The 22,803-nt window shown below is 68.1% G+C and carries 22 protein-coding genes; 10 read left to right on the forward strand and 12 right to left on the reverse strand.

Annotated elements, in window-relative coordinates:
- Positions 1–16 precede the first annotated feature (16 nt).
- Positions 17–1,042, forward strand: a complete 1,026-nt coding sequence (locus ABXG85_RS04610) for a DUF815 domain-containing protein (protein ID WP_353512553.1) — start codon at positions 17–19, stop codon at positions 1,040–1,042.
- On the opposite strand, the gene pyrG is transcribed toward ABXG85_RS04610, so the two are convergent.
- Entirely contained in the window at positions 1,039–2,685 is a 1,647-nt protein-coding gene (gene pyrG / locus ABXG85_RS04615; RefSeq protein WP_353512554.1) for a CTP synthase, read from the reverse strand. The genes ABXG85_RS04610 and pyrG overlap by 4 nt on opposite strands.
- Before the next feature lie 113 nt (positions 2,686–2,798).
- Between pyrG and rplM the strand changes: the two genes are divergently transcribed.
- Both rplM and rpsI read left to right on the forward strand, forming a co-directional pair.
- A complete protein-coding gene (gene rplM / locus ABXG85_RS04620) occupies positions 2,799–3,224 on the forward strand; it encodes a 50S ribosomal protein L13 (RefSeq protein ID WP_353512555.1) in 426 nt (141 codons plus the stop codon).
- Positions 3,224–3,610, forward strand: coding sequence for a 30S ribosomal protein S9 (gene rpsI / locus ABXG85_RS04625; protein WP_039458497.1), 387 nt, complete (start codon positions 3,224–3,226; stop codon positions 3,608–3,610). Before rplM ends, rpsI begins: the two co-directional genes overlap by 1 nt.
- Positions 3,611–3,634: 24 nt before the next feature.
- Here rpsI and ABXG85_RS04630 read toward each other — a convergent pair whose 3' ends face one another.
- Genes ABXG85_RS04630 through ABXG85_RS04665 form a run of 8 tightly spaced genes read right to left on the reverse strand, consistent with a single transcriptional unit; the run spans position 3,635 to position 14,008 of the window.
- Positions 3,635–6,211, reverse strand: a complete 2,577-nt coding sequence (locus ABXG85_RS04630; RefSeq protein ID WP_353512556.1) for a UvrD-helicase domain-containing protein — start codon at positions 6,209–6,211, stop codon at positions 3,635–3,637.
- Positions 6,208–8,412, reverse strand: coding sequence for a PD-(D/E)XK nuclease family protein (locus ABXG85_RS04635; RefSeq protein ID WP_353512557.1), 2,205 nt, complete (start codon positions 8,410–8,412; stop codon positions 6,208–6,210). The genes ABXG85_RS04630 and ABXG85_RS04635 overlap by 4 nt, the downstream gene beginning before the upstream one ends.
- 15 nt (positions 8,413–8,427) lie before the next feature.
- A complete protein-coding gene (locus tag ABXG85_RS04640) occupies positions 8,428–8,823 on the reverse strand; it encodes a hypothetical protein (protein ID WP_353512558.1) in 396 nt (131 codons plus the stop codon).
- On the reverse strand, positions 8,824–9,360 hold the full coding sequence (locus tag ABXG85_RS04645; RefSeq protein WP_353512559.1) for a hypothetical protein: 537 nt from the start codon (positions 9,358–9,360) through the stop codon (positions 8,824–8,826). It abuts the gene before it with no gap.
- A 23-nt stretch (positions 9,361–9,383) separates the two neighbouring features.
- A complete protein-coding gene (locus ABXG85_RS04650) occupies positions 9,384–10,685 on the reverse strand; it encodes a sensor histidine kinase (RefSeq protein ID WP_353512560.1) in 1,302 nt (433 codons plus the stop codon).
- On the reverse strand, positions 10,660–11,304 hold the full coding sequence (locus ABXG85_RS04655; RefSeq protein ID WP_353512561.1) for a response regulator transcription factor: 645 nt from the start codon (positions 11,302–11,304) through the stop codon (positions 10,660–10,662). The genes ABXG85_RS04650 and ABXG85_RS04655 overlap by 26 nt, the downstream gene beginning before the upstream one ends.
- On the reverse strand, positions 11,301–13,253 hold the full coding sequence (locus tag ABXG85_RS04660; protein WP_353512562.1) for a protein kinase domain-containing protein: 1,953 nt from the start codon (positions 13,251–13,253) through the stop codon (positions 11,301–11,303). The genes ABXG85_RS04655 and ABXG85_RS04660 overlap by 4 nt, the downstream gene beginning before the upstream one ends.
- Positions 13,253–14,008 (reverse strand): PP2C family protein-serine/threonine phosphatase, encoded by a 756-nt coding sequence (locus tag ABXG85_RS04665; protein ID WP_353512563.1) that lies wholly within the window; start codon positions 14,006–14,008, stop codon positions 13,253–13,255. The genes ABXG85_RS04660 and ABXG85_RS04665 overlap by 1 nt, the downstream gene beginning before the upstream one ends.
- A gap of 25 nt (positions 14,009–14,033) precedes the next feature.
- On the opposite strand from ABXG85_RS04665, the gene ABXG85_RS04670 reads away from it, so the two are divergent.
- From ABXG85_RS04670 to ABXG85_RS04690, 5 genes are read left to right on the forward strand one after another with little or no spacing between them, the layout of a single operon-like run.
- The gene (locus ABXG85_RS04670) at positions 14,034–15,749 is read left to right on the forward strand and encodes a hypothetical protein (RefSeq protein ID WP_353512564.1); all 1,716 of its coding nucleotides are present in this window, start codon (positions 14,034–14,036) and stop codon (positions 15,747–15,749) included.
- Between the two features lie 41 nt (positions 15,750–15,790).
- Entirely contained in the window at positions 15,791–16,996 is a 1,206-nt protein-coding gene (locus ABXG85_RS04675) for an MFS transporter (RefSeq protein WP_353512565.1), read from the forward strand.
- A gap of 10 nt (positions 16,997–17,006) precedes the next feature.
- Positions 17,007–17,495 carry a ribonuclease HI gene (rnhA, locus tag ABXG85_RS04680; protein WP_353512566.1) on the forward strand — a complete coding sequence of 163 codons (489 nt, stop codon included), beginning with the start codon at positions 17,007–17,009 and terminating at the stop codon, positions 17,493–17,495.
- Between the two features lie 24 nt (positions 17,496–17,519).
- The gene (locus ABXG85_RS04685; protein WP_353512567.1) at positions 17,520–19,181 is read left to right on the forward strand and encodes an acyl-CoA carboxylase subunit beta; all 1,662 of its coding nucleotides are present in this window, start codon (positions 17,520–17,522) and stop codon (positions 19,179–19,181) included.
- Positions 19,178–20,032 carry a hydroxymethylglutaryl-CoA lyase gene (locus ABXG85_RS04690; RefSeq protein WP_353512568.1) on the forward strand — a complete coding sequence of 285 codons (855 nt, stop codon included), beginning with the start codon at positions 19,178–19,180 and terminating at the stop codon, positions 20,030–20,032. The genes ABXG85_RS04685 and ABXG85_RS04690 overlap by 4 nt, the downstream gene beginning before the upstream one ends.
- On the opposite strand, the gene ABXG85_RS04695 is transcribed toward ABXG85_RS04690, so the two are convergent.
- Genes ABXG85_RS04695 through ABXG85_RS04705 form a run of 3 tightly spaced genes read right to left on the reverse strand, consistent with a single transcriptional unit; the run spans position 20,029 to position 21,967 of the window.
- Positions 20,029–20,979, reverse strand: coding sequence for a zinc-binding dehydrogenase (locus tag ABXG85_RS04695; protein WP_353512569.1), 951 nt, complete (start codon positions 20,977–20,979; stop codon positions 20,029–20,031). The genes ABXG85_RS04690 and ABXG85_RS04695 overlap by 4 nt on opposite strands.
- Positions 20,980–21,038: 59 nt before the next feature.
- Positions 21,039–21,434, reverse strand: a complete 396-nt coding sequence (locus ABXG85_RS04700; protein WP_353512570.1) for a DUF3197 domain-containing protein — start codon at positions 21,432–21,434, stop codon at positions 21,039–21,041.
- Positions 21,435–21,469: 35 nt separating this feature from the next.
- Positions 21,470–21,967, reverse strand: a complete 498-nt coding sequence (locus ABXG85_RS04705) for a DinB family protein (RefSeq protein ID WP_353512571.1) — start codon at positions 21,965–21,967, stop codon at positions 21,470–21,472.
- 41 nt (positions 21,968–22,008) lie between these two features.
- Between ABXG85_RS04705 and ABXG85_RS04710 the strand changes: the two genes are divergently transcribed.
- Together ABXG85_RS04710 and ABXG85_RS04715 are read left to right on the forward strand one after the other, a co-directional pair.
- On the forward strand, positions 22,009–22,188 hold the full coding sequence (locus ABXG85_RS04710) for a hypothetical protein (protein ID WP_486401641.1): 180 nt from the start codon (positions 22,009–22,011) through the stop codon (positions 22,186–22,188).
- Positions 22,185–22,799 carry a YkgJ family cysteine cluster protein gene (locus ABXG85_RS04715; protein ID WP_353512573.1) on the forward strand — a complete coding sequence of 205 codons (615 nt, stop codon included), beginning with the start codon at positions 22,185–22,187 and terminating at the stop codon, positions 22,797–22,799. Before ABXG85_RS04710 ends, ABXG85_RS04715 begins: the two co-directional genes overlap by 4 nt.
- Positions 22,800–22,803 lie beyond the last annotated feature (4 nt).

The following is a 22,803-nucleotide window of genomic DNA, read 5'->3' on the forward strand; positions in this document are numbered from 1 at the left end:
CCGTATTATGGTCGCTATGGACCACCCCAAGACCCCCTTGGACCTTTTGCCCCTGGACCTTCCCCAAGGGGAGCCCTGGGGCTACGCCTTGGCGCAAAGCCTCCTCAAGGCCCCTTGGGCCTTCCGGGCCCTGAGGGCCACCCCGGGGATCTTGGACCTGATCCGGCTAGACCTCGAGGCCCTCTACCTGGAGCTGGAGCGCCTCCGCCAGGAATACCCCTTGCGAAGCCTGGGGGAGCGCCCGCCCCACCCAGCGGAGGAAGGGGCGCTTAAGGCCCTCCTCGCCCGCGATCCGGAGGCCATGGCGGCGGTCCTAAAGGCCCACGGGCCCTGGCCCTTCACCCTGCACCGCGCCTTCCGCTTTGACGGGGAGCTCCACCCTCTCCCCTCCCCCCGCCTGCCCCGGCCCGGGGAGCTTTTGGGCTATGAAGCCCAACGCCAAGCCCTGGAGGAAAACGCCCGCCGCTTCTTGGCAGGCAAGCCCGCCCTCCACACCCTCCTTTACGGGGCCCGGGGCACGGGGAAAAGCACCGCCGCCAAGGGGTTATTGCACCTGGAAGGGGCCCGCATGGTGGAGGTGGAGCCCAAGGCCCTTTTCCGGCTGGAAACCCTGCTAGAAACCCTGGCCTCCCTGCCTCACCGCTTTTTCCTCTTCCTGGACGACCTCTCCCTGGACCCTGAGGACGAGGCCTTCCACCACCTCAAGGCGCTTTTGGAGGGAAGCCTCGAGGGGGCGGCGGAAAACGTCCTCCTCCTGGCCACCTCCAACCGCCGCCACCTGGTGCGCCGCCTGGGGGAAAACCCCTTGCCGGGCGAGGCCCCCGAGGCCTGGGATGCCCTTCAGGACACCTTGGCCCTTTCCGAGCGCTTCGGCCTGGTCCTCACCTTCCCCCCCTTCGACAAGGGGCTCTACCTCCAGGCGGTGGCCCACCACCTGGGCCGCCCCCTGAGCCAAGGGGAAGCGGAGGAAGCCCTCCGCTTTGCCCTGCAAAAGGGCTTTTCCGGCCGGGTGGCCCGGCAGTTTGCAAGCCTCCTCCGCTAGCCCAACTGGCGCAAGGCCGCCTCCACGAAGCCAGCGAAGGGAGGCGAGGGGCGCATGGGGCGGCTTTTGAACTCGGGGTGGCTCTGGAGGCCCAGGAAGAAGGGGTGGTCCTTGAGCTCGATGGCCTCCACCAACCCTGCGCCTCGGCCCCGCATCCCCGGGGTGGTGGCGGAGATGACGAGCCCTGCCCGCTCCAGCTGGTCCACGTAAAGGGGGTTCACCTCGTAGCGGTGGCGGTGGCGCTCCATGACCTCCTCCTTGCCGTAGAGGCGGTGGAGGAGTGTGCCCTCCTTGATGCGCATGGGCCAGTCCCCCAGGCGCATGGTCCCGCCCAGGCCCTCCACCTCCAGCTGCTCGGGCATCAGGTCGATGACGGGATGGGGCGTGTAGGGGTCAAACTCGGTGGAGTTGGCCCCCTTTAGCCCCGCCACGTTCCGGGCGAACTCGATCACGGCGATCTGGAGGCCCAAGCAGATGCCGAGGTAGGGAATCTTGCGCTCCCGGGCGTACTGGGCCGCCCGCACCTTCCCCTCAATCCCCCGCACGCCAAAGCCCCCAGGAACCAGGATGCCGGCAACGTCGGCGAAGGCCTCGTCCAAATCCCCCGCCTCCAGCGCCTCGGCGTCCACCCACTTCACCTCCACCCGGGCCCGGTTCTTGATGCCGGCGTGCTTGAGGGCCTCGAGGAGGGAAAGGTAGGCGTCCGGCATCTTCACGTACTTCCCAGCGACGGCGATGCGCACCGTGCGCTCGGGGTGCTTTAGGACCCGGACCGCCTCCTGCCAGAAGGCCAGGTTGGGAAAGACGGGCTCGAGGCCCAAGGCCCGCTCCACCGCCCGGCCCAGGCCCTGCTCCTCCAGGAGGAGGGGGACCTCGTAGAGGTGCTCCACGTTGGGGCTGGAAAAAACGTGCCCGGGGCGCACGTTGGTGAAGAGGGCCACCTTGTTCCGCACCTCCTCGGGCACGGGCTTCACGGAGCGCAGAACGACGGCGTCAGGCTGGATGCCCACCCCCCGCAAGGTGGCCACGGAGTGCTGCGTGGGCTTGGTCTTGAACTCCTCGCTAGTTTCCAGGTAAGGCACCAGGGTGAGGTGGATGTAAAAGGTGTTGGCCTCCCCCTCATCAAAGCGGAACTGGCGGATGGCCTCCAAAAAGGGGAGGCTTTCTATATCCCCCACCGTTCCCCCCACCTCCACCACCACCACCTCCGCCTTCTGCTCCTCCGCCACCTTGCGGATGCGGTCTTTGATCTCGTCGGTGATGTGGGGGATGACCTGGACCGTCTGGGAAAGGTACTCGCCCCGGCGCTCCTTCTGGATCACGGAGAGGTAGACCTGGCCGGTGGTAAGGTTGTTCCCCCGGGAGAGGTCCATGTCCAAAAAGCGCTCGTAGTGGCCGATGTCCAAGTCGGTTTCCGCCCCGTCGGCGGTGACGAAGACCTCCCCGTGCTCATAGGGGCGCATGGTGCCCGCGTCCACGTTCACGTAGGGGTCAATCTTGATGGCCGTGACCCGGTATCCCCGGGCCCGGAACAGAGCCCCCAGGGAGGAAGTGAGGATCCCCTTCCCCAGGCTGGACACCACCCCTCCGGTGACGAACACGTACTTCCTGGGCCTTGTTGGGCTATCGGAAACCCCGCTCACGGGACTTTAGCCTACCACATCTGGCGGAAGGGCTTGGTTTGTGGTAGAGTCTTCTTTGGCGTTCTTGCGGGGTCCCCCGATCCCCCGGCAAGAACTTGAGGAGGGCCCTGGTCATGCAAACGTACGTGCCGAAGGAAATTGAGCCCCGCTGGGTTCTGATCGACGCCGAGGGCAAGACCCTAGGGCGGCTCGCCACCCAGATCGCCACCCTCCTTAGGGGCAAGCACCGCCCCGACTGGACCCCCAACGTGGCCATGGGGGACTTTGTGGTGGTGATCAACGCCGACAAGATCCGCCTCACGGGGAAGAAGCTCAAGCAGAAGATCTACACCCGCTATAGCGGCTACCAGGGGGGTCTTAAAGAGATCCCGGCGGAGAAGATGCTCGCCACCCACCCCGAGCGGGTACTGGAGCATGCGGTGAAGGGGATGCTTCCCAAGGGCCCCTTGGGGCGGAAGCTCTTCAAGCGGCTTAAGGTCTACGCCGGACCCACCCACCCCCACCAGGCCCAGAAGCCCCAGAAGCTGGAGGTCAAGTGATGGAGCAGTACTACGGCACCGGAAGGCGCAAGGAGGCGGTGGCCCGGGTCTTCCTCAGGCCCGGAAGCGGCAAGGTCACCGTGAACGGCCAGGACTTCCAGGACTACTTCCAGGGCATCGTGCGGGCGGTGGCGGCCCTGGAGCCTTTGCGGGTGGTGGACGCCTTGGGCCGCTTTGACGCCTACATCACCGTGACAGGGGGCGGCAAGAGCGGCCAGATCGACGCCATCAAGCTGGGGGTGGCCCGGGCCCTTCTGCGGTACAACCCCGACTACCGCGCCAAGCTCAAGCCCTTGGGCTTCCTCACCCGCGACCCCCGCATGGTGGAACGGAAGAAGTACGGCAAGCACAAGGCCCGCCGGGCGCCCCAGTACTCCAAGCGCTAGGCGTTGCCCTTCCCTCCCCCCGGCTCACCCCGGGGGGATTTCCTTTGGCATCTGGCTGAGGGCCTCCCGCAGGGCCTCTGGGGGAAAGGGGTGGACCTTCCCATGCCGCAGGTAGACGAGCCTGGCCTCCGCCTCCACCCCCAGGGCCTGCCGCACCGCCTCGGCGTAGAGGGCGAGCTGGAAGCGGTACACCTCGGGATGCAGGGCTTGGTCGGTCTTGTAGTCGTCCAGGAACCACTTCTCCCCCATGCGGTAGAGGCGGTCCAGGACCCCGTACCAGACGGTGCCCCCCAGGGGAAGGACCAAGGGGAGCTCGGGGTGGTCCTCGTCCCGGGCGGCAAGGGCTGGAAGGGCCTGGCCCAAAAGCGCCCAGTAGCGCAAAAGGAGGGCTTTGACCTCGGAAAGAAGCGCCGCCTTTTCCTCCTCGGGGAAGGGGAAGGCTACCTCCTGGAGGAGGAGGGCTTCCATGGCCGCCTCGTCCTCAGGGTCCAGGTCCCGGGCGATGGCGTAGTGGACCAGGGTACCCAGGGCCCGGGCGTATTCCGAGGCCACCTCCCCCTCCAAAGCCTCCGCCAGGGGCCGAGGCTCGTCCTTGCGGAGGGCGCTTGGGGAGTAGACCCTGGGCAAGGGGCTCGGCGCCAGGTGCCAGGCGGCATAGGGGGCGGGGTTTGGGCCTTCTCCGTTCCCCTTCCCCTTGGGTAAGGCCCGGGGGAGGGGGCTTAGGGGGTGGCGGCGCACCAGGGGGTCTTCCCCATCGGGCCCTAGGCCCAAATCCCAAAGGGCCTCCGCCCAAGGCCCGGGGCGCCCCGAGGCGCTTCCCGTGAGGAGGAGGACGTCCCTAGCCCGGGAAAGAGCCACGTAGAGGAGGCGGAAAGCCTCCTCCTTTTGCGCCTTCTTTAGGGCTATGGCCAGGGGCTCGTAGCCCGGGGTGCCCTTCAGGGCCACCTTTCCCCCCTCCCCCACCAAGAGGGGCTCCCGGTCCGGAGGTTCCCCCCGGGCCAGGTCAAAGACCGCCACCACCGCCCACTCCAGGCCCTTGGCGGCGTGGACGGTGAGGAGGTTCACCCCCTCGCCCCCCTCGGGAAGCTCCCCGGCCTCGGGGTCTTGGGCTCTCATTTGTAGCCATTCTAATAGAGCCTCGAGGTCCGGGAAGCGCTCCCGGGCGGCGAGGAGCAAAAGGGCGTCCAGGTTGGCCCGGGCCCTGGGCTCAAGCCGCTTGAGGAAGACTTCGTCCTGGGCCAGGGCTTTGAGCGCCTCCAAAGGCCTTTTCCCCGCCAGGGACTTGAGCCAGGCCAGGCGGGCCCTGGCCTCCTGGGGCAGGTGGGGCAGGGGGTCTTCCATCCGCAAGGCCTCCTCCACCGCCCCCAGGTTGAGCCCCAGGAAGGGCCCCCGCAAAAAGGCCAGGAGGGAAAGCCGCTCGGGTGGGGAGGGAGGGCCTTCCAACAGGGAAAGCCGGAGGGCGTGGTAGAGGTCCCGCACCTCGGGCCGGGTGAAGAAGCTCCGCCCCCGCCGCACCACGTACGGCACCCCCAGGGCCCGAAAGGCCCTTTCCAGGGGAGGTAGGCTCGTGCGGCTTCGCACCAAGACGGCCATGTCCCGGAAGGGTACCCCCTCTTGCGCAAGCGCCAGAAGCCGCTCGGCCAAAAGCCGGGCCTCAAAGGCCCGCTTGGCCTCCAACTCGCCCTCCCCCACCACCCAGTGCACCTCCACCCGCCCCTCCTCCTCCCGCAAGGGCACCAGGGGCACCCGCTCCGCCTCGGGGAAGAGGTCCAGGAGCCGGTTCAAGAAGGCCGCCACCTCCTTAGCGTGGCGGCGGCTTTCCTTGAGCTCGCGCCGTTCCGCTCGGGCCAGGGCCTGGCGGAAGACCTCCACCCGGGCGTTGCGGAAGAGGTAGATGGACTGCTTGGGGTCCCCCACGGCCACAAGCCTGGCCCCCGCCCTCTCCAGGGCCTCAAAAAAGCGGGCCTGCAGGGGGTTCACGTCCTGGTACTCGTCCAGGAAGAGATGGGGGAAGCGCTCCACCAAGCGGGCGAGGGCGCGGGGGTTTTCCACCAAGCGGAGGGCCAGGGCCTCGAGGTCGCCGGGCCCCAGGGCCTCCAAGGTTCGGCGGCGGTAGCCCGCCAGCACCTCCTGGTAAAGGGCGAGGAACCTCCTATTTTCCTCCCCTTCCGCAGGGCAAAAGGCCTCCGCCAAGGAGCGCTTTCGGTAAAGCGCCCGGAGGGGCTCCTCCCAGCCCGGGGAAAGCCCCTTTAGGTAAAGGAGGCTTCGCGCCTCCTCCAGGAACACCCCCTCGGCCAAGAACTCGTCCCAAAGGGCGAAGTCGGGGTCCAAGGAGAGGAGGGGGGCGGTGTGGCGCAAGGCCTCGGCCATGAAGCCGTGGATGGTGGTGAAAACCGCCCCATAGGCCTCCCGCCTCGCCGCCTCGTCCCCCAGGTGGGCCAGCGCTTCCAGGATCCTTCCCCTCAGCTCCTCCGCCGCCTTGCGGGTAAAGGTGAGGGCGGCCATGCGCCTTAGGGGCACCCCCTTGCGGAGCCCTTCCAAAAGCTCCTGCACCAAGGTATGCGTCTTCCCCGTGCCCGCCGAGGCCACATAGAGCTTCACGCTTCCTCCTTCCGGCAGACGTCGGTCAAGGGGCAATGGTAGCAGTGGGCGCCGGGCCTGGGGGGAAAGACGCCCTTAGCCCATTCCTGGTAGGCCGCCTCCACCCTCTCCTCCACCTCCTGGGCCGGGGAAAGGGTATCCCCGGGGCGGTAAGGGGTCTTGCGGTGGGGTTTGGGGGCCCCCAGCCAGGGCCAGACCCAAAGCCGCACCTCCGCCACATCCCCCCGGGCGAGGAGAACCTTCAAGGCGTACCACTCGGTCCAGCGGGTTTTAGGGCTCAGGTCGGGTTCCTTCCCTGGGGGCAGGAGGCGGTAGAGGTGCAGGGTCTTCCCTTCCCGCCGCACCCCGTCCAGGCGCAGGGCGAAGCGCCGGCCCGGCCAAGGCACCCAAAACCTCATCCCCTCCAGGTGCGCCCCGTGGGCGGAAAGCCACGGGCCCACCTGGGGGTCTTCCCTTAGGCGCTCTAGCTCCTTGGGCAGGAGGTGCCAGCCCGTGGCCCCGTCCCCTTCCTGGAGGTCAAAGCGCAGGGCGTAGGCCCGGAAAGGGCATTCCAAATAGTGGCGGAGGGCCTCGAGGTGGGGCGGGGGTGCCTGGGTGGTGGGATCCTCCGCCCGGAAGGGCTCGTGGGGTAACGCCTCCATGAGGCTCGCCGGGGGCAAGGGCTCGGGCCTTACCCCCTTGGCCAAGGGCACGTAGGGCCCCGAGGGCCCCGCCTCCGGGTAGAGGAGGAAGACCTCCTCCCCCCGGCTCGCCATCTCCTCCTGGAAGAGGGGGTCTAGCCCCCGAAGCCGCTTGGGAAGCCCCTTGAGAAGCCCCTCTTCCCTAAGCTCCTCCAGGAGGAAGTAGTCTTCCCGCTCCTCCAGGGTGTACCGCCCAGCGAGCCACTCCAGGACGTAAACCCGCCGGGCCCGCACCCCTGTGGCCCGAAGGGGGGGAAGGAGGGGCACGCCCCGCTCTGGCTCGGGGGGCAAGGTTTCGTCCAAGAGGAGGCTTCGCCACCAGGAAAGGGGGTTGGCCCGGTCCACCCGCAAGGCCAGGCGGAGCCGGGAGAGGAAAGGCTCCTTGGCGGAAACCCCAAGGCGCTCCAGGACCTCTTCCCCCCAGGCCAAGGCGTCCTCCCCGGGGGCCCTTAGGGCGCAAAAGGCCTGCCACTCTTGCTGCAACCCTTCCCGCTCCGCCAAGGCCCTTATGGCCTCCTCCCCCGCCAGGCCCAGGCGCAAGGCACGCCGGCCCAAAGCGGAAAACCCCAGGGCCAGGAGGTCCCGCCCCGTGGGGAAAGGGTTGAGGAGGGCGAGGACCCTTTCCCCCTCCTCCGTGTCCGCCAAGGCCCGTTCCCTGCCGTCCACTAGGGGAAGGCCGTACTCGTCCTTCAAAAGGAGAAGCCCAGGGATGCGCCCCTCGGGGGCCACCACCAGCACCTCCTCCGGGGCCAAGCCCTCCCCGCCCAGCGCCCTCGGGGCCAGGGCCCGCTTCAGGGCCCTAAGGAGGTGGCGGCTTTCCTCCACGGGGTTGGCCAGGGCCAGGACCTGGCGCCGTAGGGGCCTTGGGGAAAGGACCTTTAGGGGCTCTAGCCCCTCGGGCAGAAGCTCGAGGGTAAGGAGCACGGGCACCTCCCGGGCCAGGCGGCGGAGGAAGCGCAGGTCCAAGGGACCGATCTCCCGAAAGCCGTCCACCACCACCAGGCCCGGCCTGGGGAAAAGCCTCAAGGGCACCTTCCCCGCCAGGCGGCGGAAATCGTCATAGTCCAGGGCCTTCCCCTTGAGGCGCTCGTAGAGGAAGTACACCCGCCTCAGCCGCCCCGCCTCCCCCTCCTTGGGCAAGGCGAAGGGGGAGAGGCCAAACCGCTTCAGCTCGGCGATGGCCCGGGCGAAGAGGCGGGCTTCCCCCGGGGCCACCTGGGGGCCGAAGAGGGTCCGCAAGGCCTCCGCCACCAAGGCCACCCGCCCCGCCCCCGGCAGGGGGGGCCCAAGCCTCCCCGCTTCCGCCACCACCCGGTAGTAGAGGGCCTGGAAGGAGAGGAACTCCAGGCCCAAAAACGCCCCCCTTTGCCCCAGGAGGCGGTAAACGTAGGCCCGTTGGTGGGGAAGCCCCACCCACCACACCCGCTCCCGCCGCCCAAGGGCTTCTAGGGCGAGCTCCAGGGCCCAGGTGGTCTTCCCCGAAGCCGGGGGCCCCACCACGGGATAGAGGCCCGGCTTCATAGGGCCTTAGTTTACTCAAGGGGAAAACCCTTCCAAGGGCAAGAGGGAAAAGTCCTTTGCCAAGCGCAAAACCCCCACCACCCGCCCCCGGTGGAGGACGAAGCAGCGGTACTCCTTCTCCCCCACCGCCACGAAGCGGGCCAGGGTGAGCTCCCGGAGGAAGGGAAGGGGGCGCCTGCCCATGGGGCGGCCCCGGGGAGGGCCCGCATGGGGCATGGGCCTTCCCCCCTCCAGGGCCAGAAGGAGGAAGGGGCGCTCCCGGCCCAAAAGGACCAGGACTACCCCGTCCTCCCGGTAAAGGGCCTGGACCTCTAGGGCCCGCACCACCTCGAGGCAACGGGCGAGGGCCCGCTCCTCCCCTCCTTGGGCCCAGGCCAGGCCCAAGAGGAGGAGAAGGGCGAGCCCGCGCATCTAAAAGCCCCGCTCCGCCGAGACCAGGGCCAAGGCGGCCTGGGCCAGGAGGAGGGCCCTACCGGGCTCCTTCTCCAGCCGGGCCTTGGCCTCCGCCACCAGGTCCTTCACCAAGGCGTCCTGGGCGCGGTAGTAGGCGAGCTCCTTCTCCGCCCGGTCCACGGCGCGCCTCGCCCGCTCCGCCAGCTGGGGCACCGCCCTACCCCTCCACCCCCAGTCCCGAGGCCCGTGGCCGGGGTGGAACCCCATGCGGGCGGGCGCCCTCACCTGGGGCTCCCCTTGGGCCGCCCGGTAGAGGAACAGGGCCGCCTGGGCCTCCCGGGCCGCCTTGAAGTAGGCCTTATCCGCAAAGTCCTTTTCCGCCCGGGCCTGCACCGCCTTGGCCCAGTCCAGGAGCTTGGCCTCGCCCTGAACGCCTTGGGCCACCGCCTGGAGCCGGGCAAGGGCCCCAGCAGCCAGGGCAATCTGCCGGTAGTCCGCCCCTTGGGCCAAAGTCAGGCCCGCCAGAAGAAGTAGCCCGAAGACCGCTTTCCGCATTTCCATCACCTCCCACCTGAAGCCTAGCCCCCTTCCCCAAAGCCCGCAGCGGGGGAAACCTTAAGCGAGGCCAAAGGCAGGTAAAGCCCCACCGCCGCCCCACCCCGGTTCTCCGCCACCGCCTTCCCCCCGTGGGCCCGGGCCACCGCCGCCACCAAGGCGAGCCCCAACCCCGTGCCCCGCCCCCCGTGGACGAAGGGCTCCAGGACCCGGGGGAGGAGGCTTTCCGGAAAGCCCGGCCCCTGGTCCACAAGCCAAAGCCACACCCCTTGGCCCTCCCTCAGGATCTCCCCCCGCACCGGGGGTTTGCCGTGGCGGCGGGCGTTTTCCAAGACGTTTTCCACCGCCAGGGCCAAGAGCTCGGGGTCCGCCAGGACCTCGGCCTCCCCCACCCCCTCCACCCCCCGCTCCCGCAGGAAGGCGGCGAGGCTTACGGGCTGGAGGCGCAAGGGGGTGGCCTCCACCTGGGAGAGGCGCAGGAGCCCGGAAAGAAGGGCCTCGAGGCGGCTCGCCTCCCGCAGGGCCCCCTCCAGGGCCTTGGGCTCCCCCTTGCGGGCTAGAACCTCCAGGTACCCCTTCAGGGCGGCCAAGGGGTTCCGGAGCTCGTGGGAAGCGTGGCGGGCAAAGCGGCGGGCCAGGGCTTCCTTCTCGGAAAGCTCTTCCAGAAGCGCCCGCACCCGGGCGAGGAGGCCGTTCATCGCCTCCACCACCGGCTCGAGCTCCGCCAAAGGAGGCCTGGGCAGAGGGGAAAGGTCCTGAGGGCTTCGGTCCTTGAGGGTGCGGGCGAGCTCCTTTAGGGGCCTCAAGGCCCAGGAAAACCCCAAGGCGGCCAAGGCGTAGACCAGAAGGAGCACCCCACCCCCCCAGGTGGCGTAGAGGAGAAGGAGGCGCCGCCCCAGCCCCGCCACCCCCTCCAGGGGCACCGCCAGGCCGAACCCCCCGCCCTCCCGGGGCAGGGCCACGTAGAGCACCCCCCGCCACACCCCCTGGTAGGCCCGCCCCTCGGCCAAGGCCTGGGGGAGGGCGGGGGGAAGGGCCAAGGGAGCAAGCTCCGTGGAGCGCACCTCCTTCCCCACCACGAACCCCACCCCGCCCCCGAAAACCTGGCCCAAGCGGAAAAGCTCCGCCAAAAGCGCCGCCTCTTCTTTAGGGCCTTCCTCCTTGAGGAGGAAAAGCCGGGTGAAAAGGGCCCGCCTGAGGTCCTCCGTGGCCGCCCGCTCCGCCTCCTTGGCGGAGAGGAGGGCGAGGGGAAAGGCCAGGAGCAAAAGGGCCAGGAAGAGGAGGGCAAAAAGCCTTCCCCTAAGGGAGGAAAAGGCGGTAGCCATAGCCGCGGAGGGTCTGGATGGGGTTAGGCTCTCCCAACGCCTTCCTGAGGGCCGAAAGGTGGACCTCCAAGGTGGCAGGCTCCACCACCTCGCCCCAGACCTTGAGCATCAGGGCCTCCTTGGAAAGCACCTCCTCGGGGGCCTCCAGGAAGGCCTTGAGGAGGAGGAAGGCCTTGGGGGAAAGGCTAAGCCGCCGCTCTCCCCGGTAGGCCTCCATGCGCCTCGGGTAGAGGCGGAGCTCCTTATAGGCCAAGACCTCCTCGGGCCGTTGCGCCCGCCGCCTAAGGGCCTCGAGGCGGGCCAAAAGCTCCTGGAGGCTATAGGGCTTCACCAAATAATCGTCCGCCCCCTCCCTCAGGCCCTTCACCCGCCACTCCACCGCATCCAAGGCGGTGAGCATGAGCACCGGCACCTCGGAGCGGGCCCGGATCTCCTTGAGGAGGGCAAACCCGTCCCCTTCCGGCAGGAGGATGTCCAGGACCACCGCCTCCGCCCAGGGCAAAAAGGCCAGGGCCTCCTTGGGGGTTTCCACCGCCCTCACCTCGTGCCCCTCCAGGGAAAGCCCTAAGGCCAAGGCCTCCCGCACCCCAGGATCGTCCTCCACCACCAAGACCCTCATGCCGGGTTCCGCCAAAGGGCCAAGGCCCGCACCGGGGCGTACACCTCTAGGGGCGGAAGCGCCTCCCCGGTTCTGAGGTCCAGGCGGTGGAGGCGGCTCGACCCCCGGCGGGCGGCGTAGAGGACGCCCTCAAAGGGCAGAAGCTCCACCAGGCTCCGGGCGTCTTCCCCTTCCAACAGGGGCAAGGGCCAGGAGGCGAGGAGGTTGCCCGAAAGGTTCACCACCCGCACCTTGGCCGCCTCCACGTCGTAGAGGTAAATCCTCTCCCCGTCCGCCCCCACGCCCCCCAGGAGCCTGAGCTCCTCGCTTTCCTTAGCGCGGCGGAAGGCGTAGCGGGAGAGGTAGCGCCCCTCGAGGCTTAGGCGTTGCACCTGGCGGTTGCCGTAGTCCAGGACGAAGAGAAACCCCCCCGCCGCCACCAGGGCCTTGGGGTCTTGGAAGGTGCCCCGTCCAGGGCCCTGCCCGCCAAACCGCCCCTGGTACCGCCCCTCCAGGTCCAGGCGGCTGATGGTGGCGGTTTCGGCGTCCAAAACGTAAAGGGCCCCGTCCGCCACCGCCAAGGAGGCGGGGAAGAGGAACTCCCCCGGCTTCATCCCGTAAGGCCCGGTGGAGAGAAGAAGCTCCCCTTCCGGGGCGAAGCGGTGGAGGAGCTTGGCCCCGTGCTCGAACACGGAGACCCAGATCCCCCCCTTCGGGTCGGCGGCCACGGAAAGAGGGGGGGCGGAGAAATGGCCGGGGGCGGAGCCGATGCCGGAGATGAGCCTGGCGGCGGTGCCCTCTAGGTCCAAAAGGCGCACGCTCCCCTTCTTGGCCTCCACCCCCAGGAGGAGGTAGACGGGGTGGGGCAGGCCCTTTTCCTCCTCCCAAGGCCCCTCGAGACCCCGGATCACCTCGTCCAGGCTGGGCCGCTTGGCGGGGTCCTTCTCCAGCATCTTCAGAACCAGGTCGGAAAGGGCCTGCGGGATCTCGGGCCTCAGCTGCTTGGGCGGGGTGGGCACCTGGAAGATCTGCTGGTGGATCACCGTCTCATACCCGCCCGTGAAGGGGGGCTGGCCCGTGAGGGCCTCGTAGAGCACGATGCCCAGGGAGTAGATGTCCGAGCGGTGGTCCAGCTTCTGCCCCTTGGCCTGTTCCGGGCTCATGTAGACGGGGGTGCCGATGCGGGCCCCGGTGATGGTGAGCCGGGTCAAGACCTTGCCGGCGGCGATGCCGAAGTCCATGAGGCGCACGCCCCGGGGGTCCACCCCGTTTTCCCGAAGGGCCCCCTTCAGGACCATGATGTTCCCCGGCTTGATGTCCCGGTGGACGATGCCCTGGGCGTGGATGTGCTTTAGGGCGTCCGCCACCCGGGCCAGGATGGCGGTGGCCTGGGGAAGGCTTATACGTCTTTCCTCGATGAGTTTGTCCAGGCCCTCCCCCTCCAAAAACTCCATGGCGATGAAGTGGACCCCATCCACCTGGCCGTGATCGTAGACCTTGACGATGTTGGGGTGGTCCAGCTTGGCCAAGACCTCCGCCTCCCGGTGAAAGCGGCGCACGAACCGGGGGTCACCCACAAAGCGCTCCTGGGGCACCTTTAGGGCCACGAGGCGACCCGTCTTCTTGTCCTTGGCCTTGTAGACGGTGGCCATGCCCCCCACGCCCACCTTTTCCAGGATTTCGTAGCGCTGGGAAAGGGCCTGGGTTTCCTCCGTGGTCTTAGGCCCTTCCCGCTTGGCAGCCTTGGCCAGGCGGCGGGCGGGCTTCCGCCTCGGCCCCAGGTAGACCCGGGGGGCCGCCAAGGCCCCCAAGGCGAGGAGAAGCCAAGGCAGGGCCACCTCCGCCCTAACCCCCGTGGCCACCCCTGCTCCGGCAAGGAGGGCGAGGAGGAGAAAAAGCGGCCACGGGGAAAGCCGCACCGCCAAAAGGGCGGTGAGGAGGACCAAGAGGAAGGCCAAAAGCCCCTGCATCACTCCACCCGCAAGGCCACGGCGGTGACGTTGTCGTCCCCGCCCCGGCGAAGGGCCTCGGCCAGGAGGGCCTCGAGGCTCCCCTGCAGGTCCTTCCCCAGCTTCCACTCTACCTCGGGCACCAGCCCGTAAAGCCCGTCCGTGGCCAGCAAAACCCCCTCCCCCGGGGCCAGGCGCACGGGAATGAGGTCGAAACGGGCCTCGGGCAAACCCAAAGCCCGGGTAAGGACATGGCGGTAGGGATGGCGCTCGGCCTCGGTGGGGGTGAGAATGCCTTCTTTAAGCCGCTCCGCCACCCAGGAGTGGTCCTCCGTCAGGCGCCTAAGCCCCCCAAGCCCCAAGAGGTAGGCCCGGGAGTCCCCGATATGCCCCACCACCCCTTCCTTGAGCCAGTCGGCGTAGAGGAAGGCGGTGAGGGTGGTGCCCATCCCCTTTCGCCCAGGCTTTTCCGCTTCCTTCTCTACCCGTTTCTGGGCCAAGGCGAAGGCCTTTTCCATGACCTTGGGAAGCCCCACCGCCGGCCGGCCCGTGCGCAGGTGCTCGGCGTAGGCCCGCACCGCCTCGGACAAGGCCTCGATGGCCACCTTGCTGGCCCATTCCCCCGCCTCCAAGCCCCCCATCCCGTCCGCCACCGCCAAAAGCAAGAGGTTTCCTTGAGGGACCTCCAGCCTAAGAACCCGGTGGAAGTCTTCGTTGTTTTGGCGACGGCCCACGTGGGACACGGCGGCCACGCTGAACCGGGGAGCCAGGCGCATCGGCCTCATTGTATAGGATGGAAGCGTGGAGCACCTGGCCGACCTGGTGGACCTATACGAGTACCGGGTGGAGGACCTGGTGGCGGGCCGCACCCCCAAGGGAGGCAAGAAGGCCCTCTTGGCCCTCCGCGCCTTCCTGGCCCAGACCCGCCTTCCTGGTCCCCTGGCCAAACGCTTCCGCCAAGCGGACGCCCGCTTCCGGGCCCTCCGGGGAAGCCTCACCCCCCCTCCACCTCCCCCCGAGCTCCCCACCCTTGTCCCGGAGGAGCCCGAAACCCCGGCCCCGCCCGACACTGCCCCCGGCCTGAAGGCCCTGGCCAAGAAGGTATGGCGGCTATGGGTGGAACGGGAGGCCAAGGCCCGGGCCAAGGACCTCCTCTCGGGCAGACGGGAGGAGCTTAGGCTCCTCCACGCCTTCTTGCAAAACTACCTGGACTACCGGGAAAAGGAGGGCTTCAAGCGGGACTTTAACCTCTCCCGCTTCGTCCCCACCCATCCCATCCCTTCCCTTTCGGAAAGCCTTTTGGATCTGGAAGACCCTCAGGTGGCGGAGGCCCTCCTTTTGGAATTCCTAGAAACTGCCCTCCACATCCCCGAGGACCTCCCCTTGCCCCCCGAGGAAACGAAGGCCTACGTCCGGCGCTTCCTGAACCGCATCCTGGAGTGGGACGAAGCCTACGGCCTGCCTCCCAAGCGGGACCTTATGGCCCTGCGGCGAGCCCTGGAGGAGGCGCGGCGCCTGGGGGCAAGCAGCCAAGAAGTTGCCCGCCTGGAAGAACGCCTGAAGAAAGAGGCTTTGGAAGAAAGGCGGCGGGAGCTTCTTCTGGAAGAGGAAAAGCGCCGCTTCCAAGTGGCCTCGGAAAAGGTCCTCGCCCTCCTCAACCTCCTTCCCACGCCTCAAGGGGAAACCCCTTGGCCCAAGGTACCCGAGCCCGGTGGAGGGGAGGAAAGCCTCCTCACCCTTCCCCTATCTCCAGGCCGCATCCCCCTAGGACCCCTGGTCCTCACCCTCAGCCAGGTGGAGGGCGTCTGGCACCTAGGCCTTGGGGGGGAGGACCACGTTTTGGAGGAAACCCTGGTGCTCCCCTGGGAGGACCTCGAGGTCTGGGCGGTGCGGGAAGGGGACCTCTTGCACCTCCGTTTGGAGGCGCGAAGCGGCCTGAGGCTTTACGAGCTTTTGGCGGAAGGCCGCCTCCTCACCCTCCTCCTATCCCCCTGGGAAGACTACGCCTATCTCCGCCTTCTCCGCGCCCTCTCCGCCAAGCTCAAAGGGGAATTCCAACCCCAAAGCTTCGGGAAAGAGCTTGCGGAAAAGTTCCGCCAAGCGCCGGAAGAAGCCCTCCAGGATTTCGCCCGCAAGCTCTTGGATCTCACCCTAAGGCGCTTGGGCCCTACCGACCCCTACCCTGCCCTCTCCCAAGTGGGCGAAGCCCTGGGGCTACCACAGGAGGCCAAAGCTCTAGCCGAGGCGCTCAGGGAGTACCTGGGCCGCCGTCCCCCTACCCGGGAAACCCTGGGCGGGGAGGTCCACCTCCTTTCCTTAACCCCGGAGCCCCTAGCCTTAAGGCTTGGCTCCACCGTCCTCTCGCTCCGCCTAAAGGAAGACGTGGTCTACGTGGGCCAAGCAGGAGAAGTGCCCAAACGGCTTAAGGACCTCCTGGTTTACCGACTGCCGGAGGCTCATCTGGTCCTGGCCCGGGAAGGAAGGCGCCTTGCGTACCTGGTGGTCACGCCCCCTTAGCTGCTGGAATAATCTGGTATAATCCCGGAGAAGGGGGTTTTATGAAAGTCCTCCGGCACAAAGCCTTCGCCCGGCTCATTCTGGCCTACCTGGTTTCCCAAGCAGGCAGCAAGATCCACCGGGTGGCCCTTCTCGTCCTCATCTACCTCCTCACGGAAAACGCCCTTTGGGTTTCCTTGACCCTGGGGGTGCAGCTTCTGGGCACCGTGGTCTTCTCCCCCCTCCTTTCCGCCTGGGCCGACACCCAAGACCGCAAACGCCTTTTGGTCTGGTCGGACCTCTTGAGGGGCCCTTTGGTGGCCCTCATCCCCCTCCTGGGGGCGAAGAGCCTGCCCTTTCTCCTCCTCTTGGTCTTCCTCATAGAACTTCTCCGCGACCTCCACGACCCCATCCAAAACGCCGTGGTGCCGGACCTGGTGCCCAAGGAAGAGGTGGACGAGGCCAACAGCCTGATCCTCCTGGCCGACCGCCTCTCCGAGGTCCTCTTCGTGGGGGCGGCGGGCGTCTTGGTGGCGGCGGTGGGGCCCGCCTACGCCTTCTACCTGGACGCCGCCACCTACCTGGCCTCGGGGCTTCTCCTCCTGGGGCTTCCTTCCCTGAAGCCGGAGAAGATGTCCAAGGCGGGCTTTTTCGCCCGGGTCAAGGAGGGCCTGGGGCACCTCTGGCAGACCCCCCCCATCCGCAGGGCCGTGGGTACCCTCTTCGCCGCCGCCGCCTTTGGCTCGGTGGAAACCGCCTTGGGGGTGGTGCTGGCCCTCAAATGGCTTCAGGTGGGCTCCGCCGGCTTTGGTTTCATGGAAGCGGCCATGGCCCTGGGGGCCATCCTGGGGGGGCTCGCCCTGCCCCGGCTTTTGGCCAAGGTTCCCCGCGAAAGGCTCTTCCTCCTCGCCCTCTTGCTCTTTGGCCTCTTTGAGGCCTCCGTGGGCCTTTTCCCCGTCTTCGCCTGGGTGCTGGTGGCCTTCTTCGTGGGCGGCTTCCTAAACATGGCCTTCATCGTCCCCGCCCGCTCCATCCTGCAGCTCAACACCCCCCAGGAGATGCGGGGGCGGATCTTCGCTGCCTTCGGCGCGGTGATGAACGCCGCCGTCCTCCTGGGGACCATGCTGGGTGGGGCCCTGGAAGGCCCTTTAGGCGCCCCCACGGTCTTTCTCCTGGCGGGGCTTGGGGTGAGCCTCGCCGCCTCCTACACCCTCCTCACCGGGGGCATCCCCGCGCCCAAGGAAGTGCGCAAGACCCTAGAGGCGTAGGCTATAGGGCGTGAAACGGGTGGAGCTTTTCACCGACGGGGCTTCCTTGGGCAACCCGGGCCCTGGGGGGTGGGCAGCCCTCCTCCGCCACGAAGGCCGGGAGAGGCTCCTCTCGGGGAGCGAACCCTGCACCACCAACAACCGTATGGAGCTCAAGGCGGCGGTGGAGGGCCTTCTGGCCCTGAAGGAGCCCTGCGCGGTGGACCTCTACACGGACAGCCGGTACCTGGAGCGGGCCTTCGCCGAAAGGTGGCTGGAGAAGTGGCAGAAAAACGGCTGGCGAACGGCAGAAGGAACCCCCGTGAAAAACCAAGACCTCTGGAAAGCCCTCCTTGCGGCCATGGCCCCCCACCGGGTGCGCTTCCACTGGGTGAAGGGCCACGCCGGCCACCCGGAAAACGCCCGGGTGGACCGGGAGGCCCGGCGCCAGGCGGAGGAGGCGAAGCGGGAGGGTTCCCCCTGCCCCCCACCCCGGGAAGGCACGCTTTTTTCCTCTTAGGCGAAAAAGCGTTATACTCAAGCCATGCTGGAAACCGCCCTCCGCCCCGAGGACCGGGAAAACCCCGCCTTCAAGGCCAACAAGGACGCCTGGGTGGCCCTGGTGCGGGACTTCAAGGAAAGCCTGGAGAAGGTGCGCCAGGGAGGGGGCCCCAGGGCCATAGAGCGCCAGCACCAAAAGGGACGCCTCACCGCCCGGGAGCGGATCCAGCGGCTCATCGACCCCGGCACGGAGTTCTACGAGCTCATGGCCTTTGCCGGCTACGGCATGTACGAGGAGTGGGGCGGGGCCCCTGCGGGTGGGGTCATCACCGGCCTGGGGCGTATTGCGGGCCAGGACTGGATGATCATCGCCAACGACGCCACGGTGAAGGCGGGGGCCTTCTTCCCCATCACCGCCAAGAAGGTGATCCGGGCCCAGACCATGGCCCTGGAAAACCGCATCCCCACCGTCTACCTGGTGGACTCCGCCGGGGTTTTCCTGCCCCTGCAGGACGAGGTCTTCCCCGACCAGGACGATTTCGGCCGCATCTTCTACCTAAACGCCCGCATGTCCGCCCTGGGCATTCCCCAGATCAGCGCCATCATGGGCAACTGCGTGGCCGGGGGAGCCTACCTCCCCGTGATGACGGACGTCCTCATCATGACGGAAGGGAGCGGGCTCTACCTGGCAGGGCCCGCCCTGGTGAAGGCGGCCATTGGCCAGGAGGTATCCTCGGAGGAGCTTGGGGGGGCCAGGATGCATGCGGAGGTCTCGGGCACGGTGGACTTCTACGAGCCCACGGACGAGGCGGCCTTGGAGCGCATCCGGCAGCTGGCCGCCCTCTACCCGCCCCCCCGCCTCGCCCCCTGGGCCGAGGGGCGCAAGGAGCCCAAAGAGCCCCTCTACCCCATAGAGGACCTCTACGGCCTCATCTCCCCGGACGGCTCCCGCCCCTATGACCTGCGGGAGGTGATCGCCCGGATCGTGGACGGCTCGGAGTTTTTGGAGTACAAGGCCCACTACGGGGAGACCCTGGTCACGGGCTTCGCCCGCATCGGCGGCTTTCCCGTGGGCATTGTGGGCAACCAGCGCCTGGTCCTCAAGAAGAAGGGGCGGATCGAGGTGGGCGGGGTCATCTACCCCGAGGCGGCGGACAAGGCGGCGCGGTTTATCCTCGAGGTCAACCAGATGAACATCCCCCTCCTCTTCCTCCAGGACGTCACCGGCTTCATGGTGGGCAAGGAGGCGGAGCAGGCGGGGATTATCCGCCGTGGGGCCAAGCTGGTGAACGCCGTGTCCAACTCCGCCGTGCCCAAGATCACCCTGATCCTCGGGGGCTCCTTCGGGGCGGGGAACTACGCCCTGGCGGGCAAGGCCTACGCCCCCCGCTTCCTCTTCGCCTGGCCCAGCGCCCGGTATGCGGTGATGGGTGGGGCGCAGGCGGCGAAGACCCTCTTGGAGCTGGAGGTGGAAAAGCTAAGGCGCCAAGGCCAAGAGCCCTCGGACGAGGAGCTAAAGGAGCTCTACGAGCGCATCAAGGGGCGGTACGAGGAAACCCTGGACCCCCGCTACGCCGCGGCCAGGCTTTGGGTGGATGGGGTAATCTTCCCCCACGAAACGCGGAAGTGGCTCATCAAGGCCCTCGAGGCCTGCGCCTTGAACCCGGAACGGGAGCCCTTTCGGGTGGGGGTGTTCCAGGTATGACGGCCAAGTGGGTGGAGTGCCCCCGCGACGCCTGGCAGGGCTTTTCCCGCTTCATCCCCACCGAAGAGAAGGTAGCCTTCCTGAAGAAGCTTTTGGAAGTGGGGTTTTCCCACCTGGACCTCACCAGCTTCGTCTCCCCCAAGTGGGTGCCCCAGATGCAAGACGCCGAGGCGGTGCTGGCGGCGCTGCCACCCCCCGAAGGGCGCACCTACCTGGCCATCGTGGCCAACGAAAAGGGCTTGGAACGGGCCTTGGCGGCCCAAAACCTCACCCACGTGGGCTACCCCTTCTCCCTTTCGGAAACCTTCCAGCGGAAGAACACCAACCGCTCTATCGCCGAATCCTGGCCCCTGGTGGCGGGGATGGTGCGGGCGGTGGAGGGAAGGCTTGGCCTGGTGGTCTACCTCTCCATGGCCTTCGGCAACCCTTACGGGGACCCCTGGAGCGTGGAGAGGGTCCTGGAGGCCATCGCCCGGCTAAGGGAGCTTGGGGTGCGGGAGATCGCCCTGGCGGACACCTACGGGGTGGCGGACGCGGAGAGGGTCCGAACGGTCCTGGAGGCCGCCGTGGCCCGCTTTGGGGCGGAGGGGCTTGGGGCCCACCTCCACGCCCGGCCCGAAGGGGCCTTGGCCAAGGTGGAGGCGGTCTTGCAGGCGGGGGTTTTCTGGCTGGAAGGGGCCCTGGCGGGGGTGGGGGGGTGCCCCTTCGCCGGGGACGAGCTGGTGGGCAACCTGCCCACGGAAAGGGTCTTGCCCTTCCTGGAGGCCAGGGGCCTCTCCACGGGGGTGGACCTAAGCCGCCTCCCCCTCTTGGCGGAGGAGGCGGCGCGGCTCAGGCTCCGCTACGCCTAGAAGGTCAGGACGATCTTCCCCCGCCCGTGGCCCAAATCCATGCGGGCGTGGACCTTGCGCAGGTTCTCCACGCTGAAGGGCAGGACCTCGGCAAGGAGCGGCTTGGCCTGGCCCCGTTCAAAGAGGGGGCGCATCTCCTCGAGCCGCCTCCGCTCCCGGGTGAGGAAAACCCCGTAGAGGGTCTGGTTCTTGGTGTAGAGCCCGGAAAGGTTCCCCTGAGGAGGCAGGATGGTGGCGATGCGGCCGAAGGGGCGCACCACGGGGATCACGCGCTCCACCAGGTTCTCCCCCGCCGTCTCAACGGCGGCGTCCACCCCCTGGCCCTCCGTGGCCCGGAGCACCTCCTCCTGCCACGGGCCCCGGTAGTCCAAGGCGAGGTCCGCCCCAAGCTCGGCGAGCATGGGAAGGTTCTCCTGGCTTGCCGTGGCGATGACGAAGGCCCCAGCCGCCTTGGCGAACTGCACGGCGAAGGAGCCCACGCCGCCCGCACCCCCCATGACGAGGACCGCTTCCCCGGGGCGCACCGCCAAGCGGCGCACCACCCCTTCCCAGGCTGTTCCCCCCGCCAAGGGAATGGCCGCCGCCTCGGCGAAGGAGAGGGTTTTGGGCTTCGGCGCCACGAGGCTCGCGGGTACCGGGGTGTACTCCGCATACGTCCCGTGGGGGTTGCCGAAGATCTCCGGGGTGTAGTAGACCTCGTCCCCCTCCTTAAGGTCCTTCACCCCGGGACCCACCTTGGCCACCACCCCCGCGGCGTCGTATCCCAGAACAAAGGGGGGCTCTACCCCAGCCCAACGGCCTGCGGCCCGGATCTTGGCGTCCACGGGGTTTACGGCCACCGCGAGGTTCTTCACGAGAACCTCACCCGGCCCCGGCTCGGGCACCGGCAGGTCCCGCTCCTCCAGCATCTCCAAGCCGCCAAACCCCTTGAGCACCACCGCACGCATAGCCCACCTCCGGGCTTCACCCTACCGCAGGCCGCGGCCCTTTTTTGTGAAAAAAGCCGCTAAGCCGCCCGCTTAAGGTAGATGCCGGGGTCCGTGGGGTTGGCGACGGCCACCACCCGCTTCACCAGCTCCTCCGGGGAGAGGTCCAGGAGGGCGGTCATCTCCCCAGGGGAGACCACCGCCTCGTAGAACTTCCTCGCCCCGCCCCGGAGCAAGAGGTCCACGAGCTCCGCCAAGGCCTCCTCCCCTCCAGGAAAAGCGGGGCCGAAGGCATCGGGGACCAAGAGGTCCTTCTTCCCCCCGTGGAGGAGGAGGGCGTAGCGGGCCTTATCCCTCCGGTCCTGCCAGTCGGTGATGAGGTAGACCTTGACCTCGGGAAGGCGAAGGCCCCGCAAGGCCTCCTTTAGGGCCTCGAGGCTCACCCTTGGCGCCGCGCGCAGGCCAATGCGTTCCATAAGCCCATTTTACGCCCCCGGAAAGGGCAAAGGTCCTACCCGGCTCGAAACAACTTGGCGGCGTAGATCACCTGGCCAGCGTGGTGCTGGGCGTGCTCTACCAGATGGTGGAGGACGTGGGCCCTGGGGGCCTTCACCCCCTGTTGGCCCACGGCCACCTCCTCAGCCAGGGCCTCCTCCCGCACCTCCTTGAAGGCGGAAAGGAGGCCTTCCCAGGCCTCCCGGAAGCGGGCCACCACCTCCTCCTTAGGCTCCGCCTCCCCCAGGAGCTCCCACTCCCGGCCCCGCTTGGCCCACTCGGGAAGGGGCAGGCTGAGGGCGTAGGTAGCGAGGCGCAGGGAGCTTCCCGTGATGTGGCGCACCAAGCCGCCGATGGGGTTCGCCCCCTCCTTGGGCCGCCACCAGAAGGCCTCCTCCGGCAGGCCAAAGGCCCACCGCTCCAGGTGAAGGGCCACCTCCTCCAAGCCCCGGACCCAGGCGGAAACTACCGGGGGCACCCCGGGCACCAGGGGTTCCAAAAAGGGCGCGGGCATGCCTCCAGTTTAAACTAAAGGGCGTGGAGCTCTTGGCCCTTTTGGGGCTTTTCCTCCTGGCCTACCGCCTCTGGCCCAGGCGGCCCGCCTCCTGTCCCGCCTGCGGCCTTCCCAGGGGCCTGGCGGAGGAGGTGCGCCGCTACCGGCGCTTCTGCCCCCGCGTGGCCTTCCGCGCCTGCCCCTTTGACCCAAGGAGGGGCCTGTACCGCCAACGCCGATGACCCCAGAGGAAGCCTGGCGTAGCCTAGACCTGGACCTCAGCGACTACCTGGCGAAAAAGGGGGTGGTCCCCTCCTGCCGGGCGGGGTGCTTCGCCTGTTGCTTCGGCCTGGTGATCCTGTCCCGCCTCGAGGGGGAAGCCCTCCTCCCCCACCTCACGGAAGCGCAAAAAGACCGGGTCCTGGCGGAGGGCCCAAGGCGCCTCGCCCTCCTCGCCCGGGGGAAGGACCAGGAAGACTTCCCCAGCCGCTTTTTCCAAAACCGTATCCCCTGTCCCTTTCTGGCAGGGGGGCTTTGCGGGGTCTACCCCCACCGCCCCCTGGCCTGCCGGGGCCTCCTCACCGCCTCCGACCCCGCCCTTTGCGCCCCCGAGGCCAGGGCCCCCGAAGGGCACTTCCTCCCCGTGCCTTGGCGCATGGCCCGGCGCAAAATGGAAGCGCTTTGGGAAGATGAGGAAAGGCGCTACGGCTACGTGCTCCTCGGGGAGATGGTGGGGCTCCTTTACCTCCTCCTGACGGGGCTTCCCCAGGAGCGGGCGGAGGCGGAAGCCCGCCTGAAGGCCCTCGGGGTCCTGGGGGGGCGGTGGGGGTTCCAGGTGGTCCCCACCGCCTAAAGCC

Source organism: Thermus sp. LT1-2-5 (genome assembly GCF_040363165.1).
Taxonomy (GTDB): Bacteria; Deinococcota; Deinococci; order Deinococcales; family Thermaceae; genus Thermus.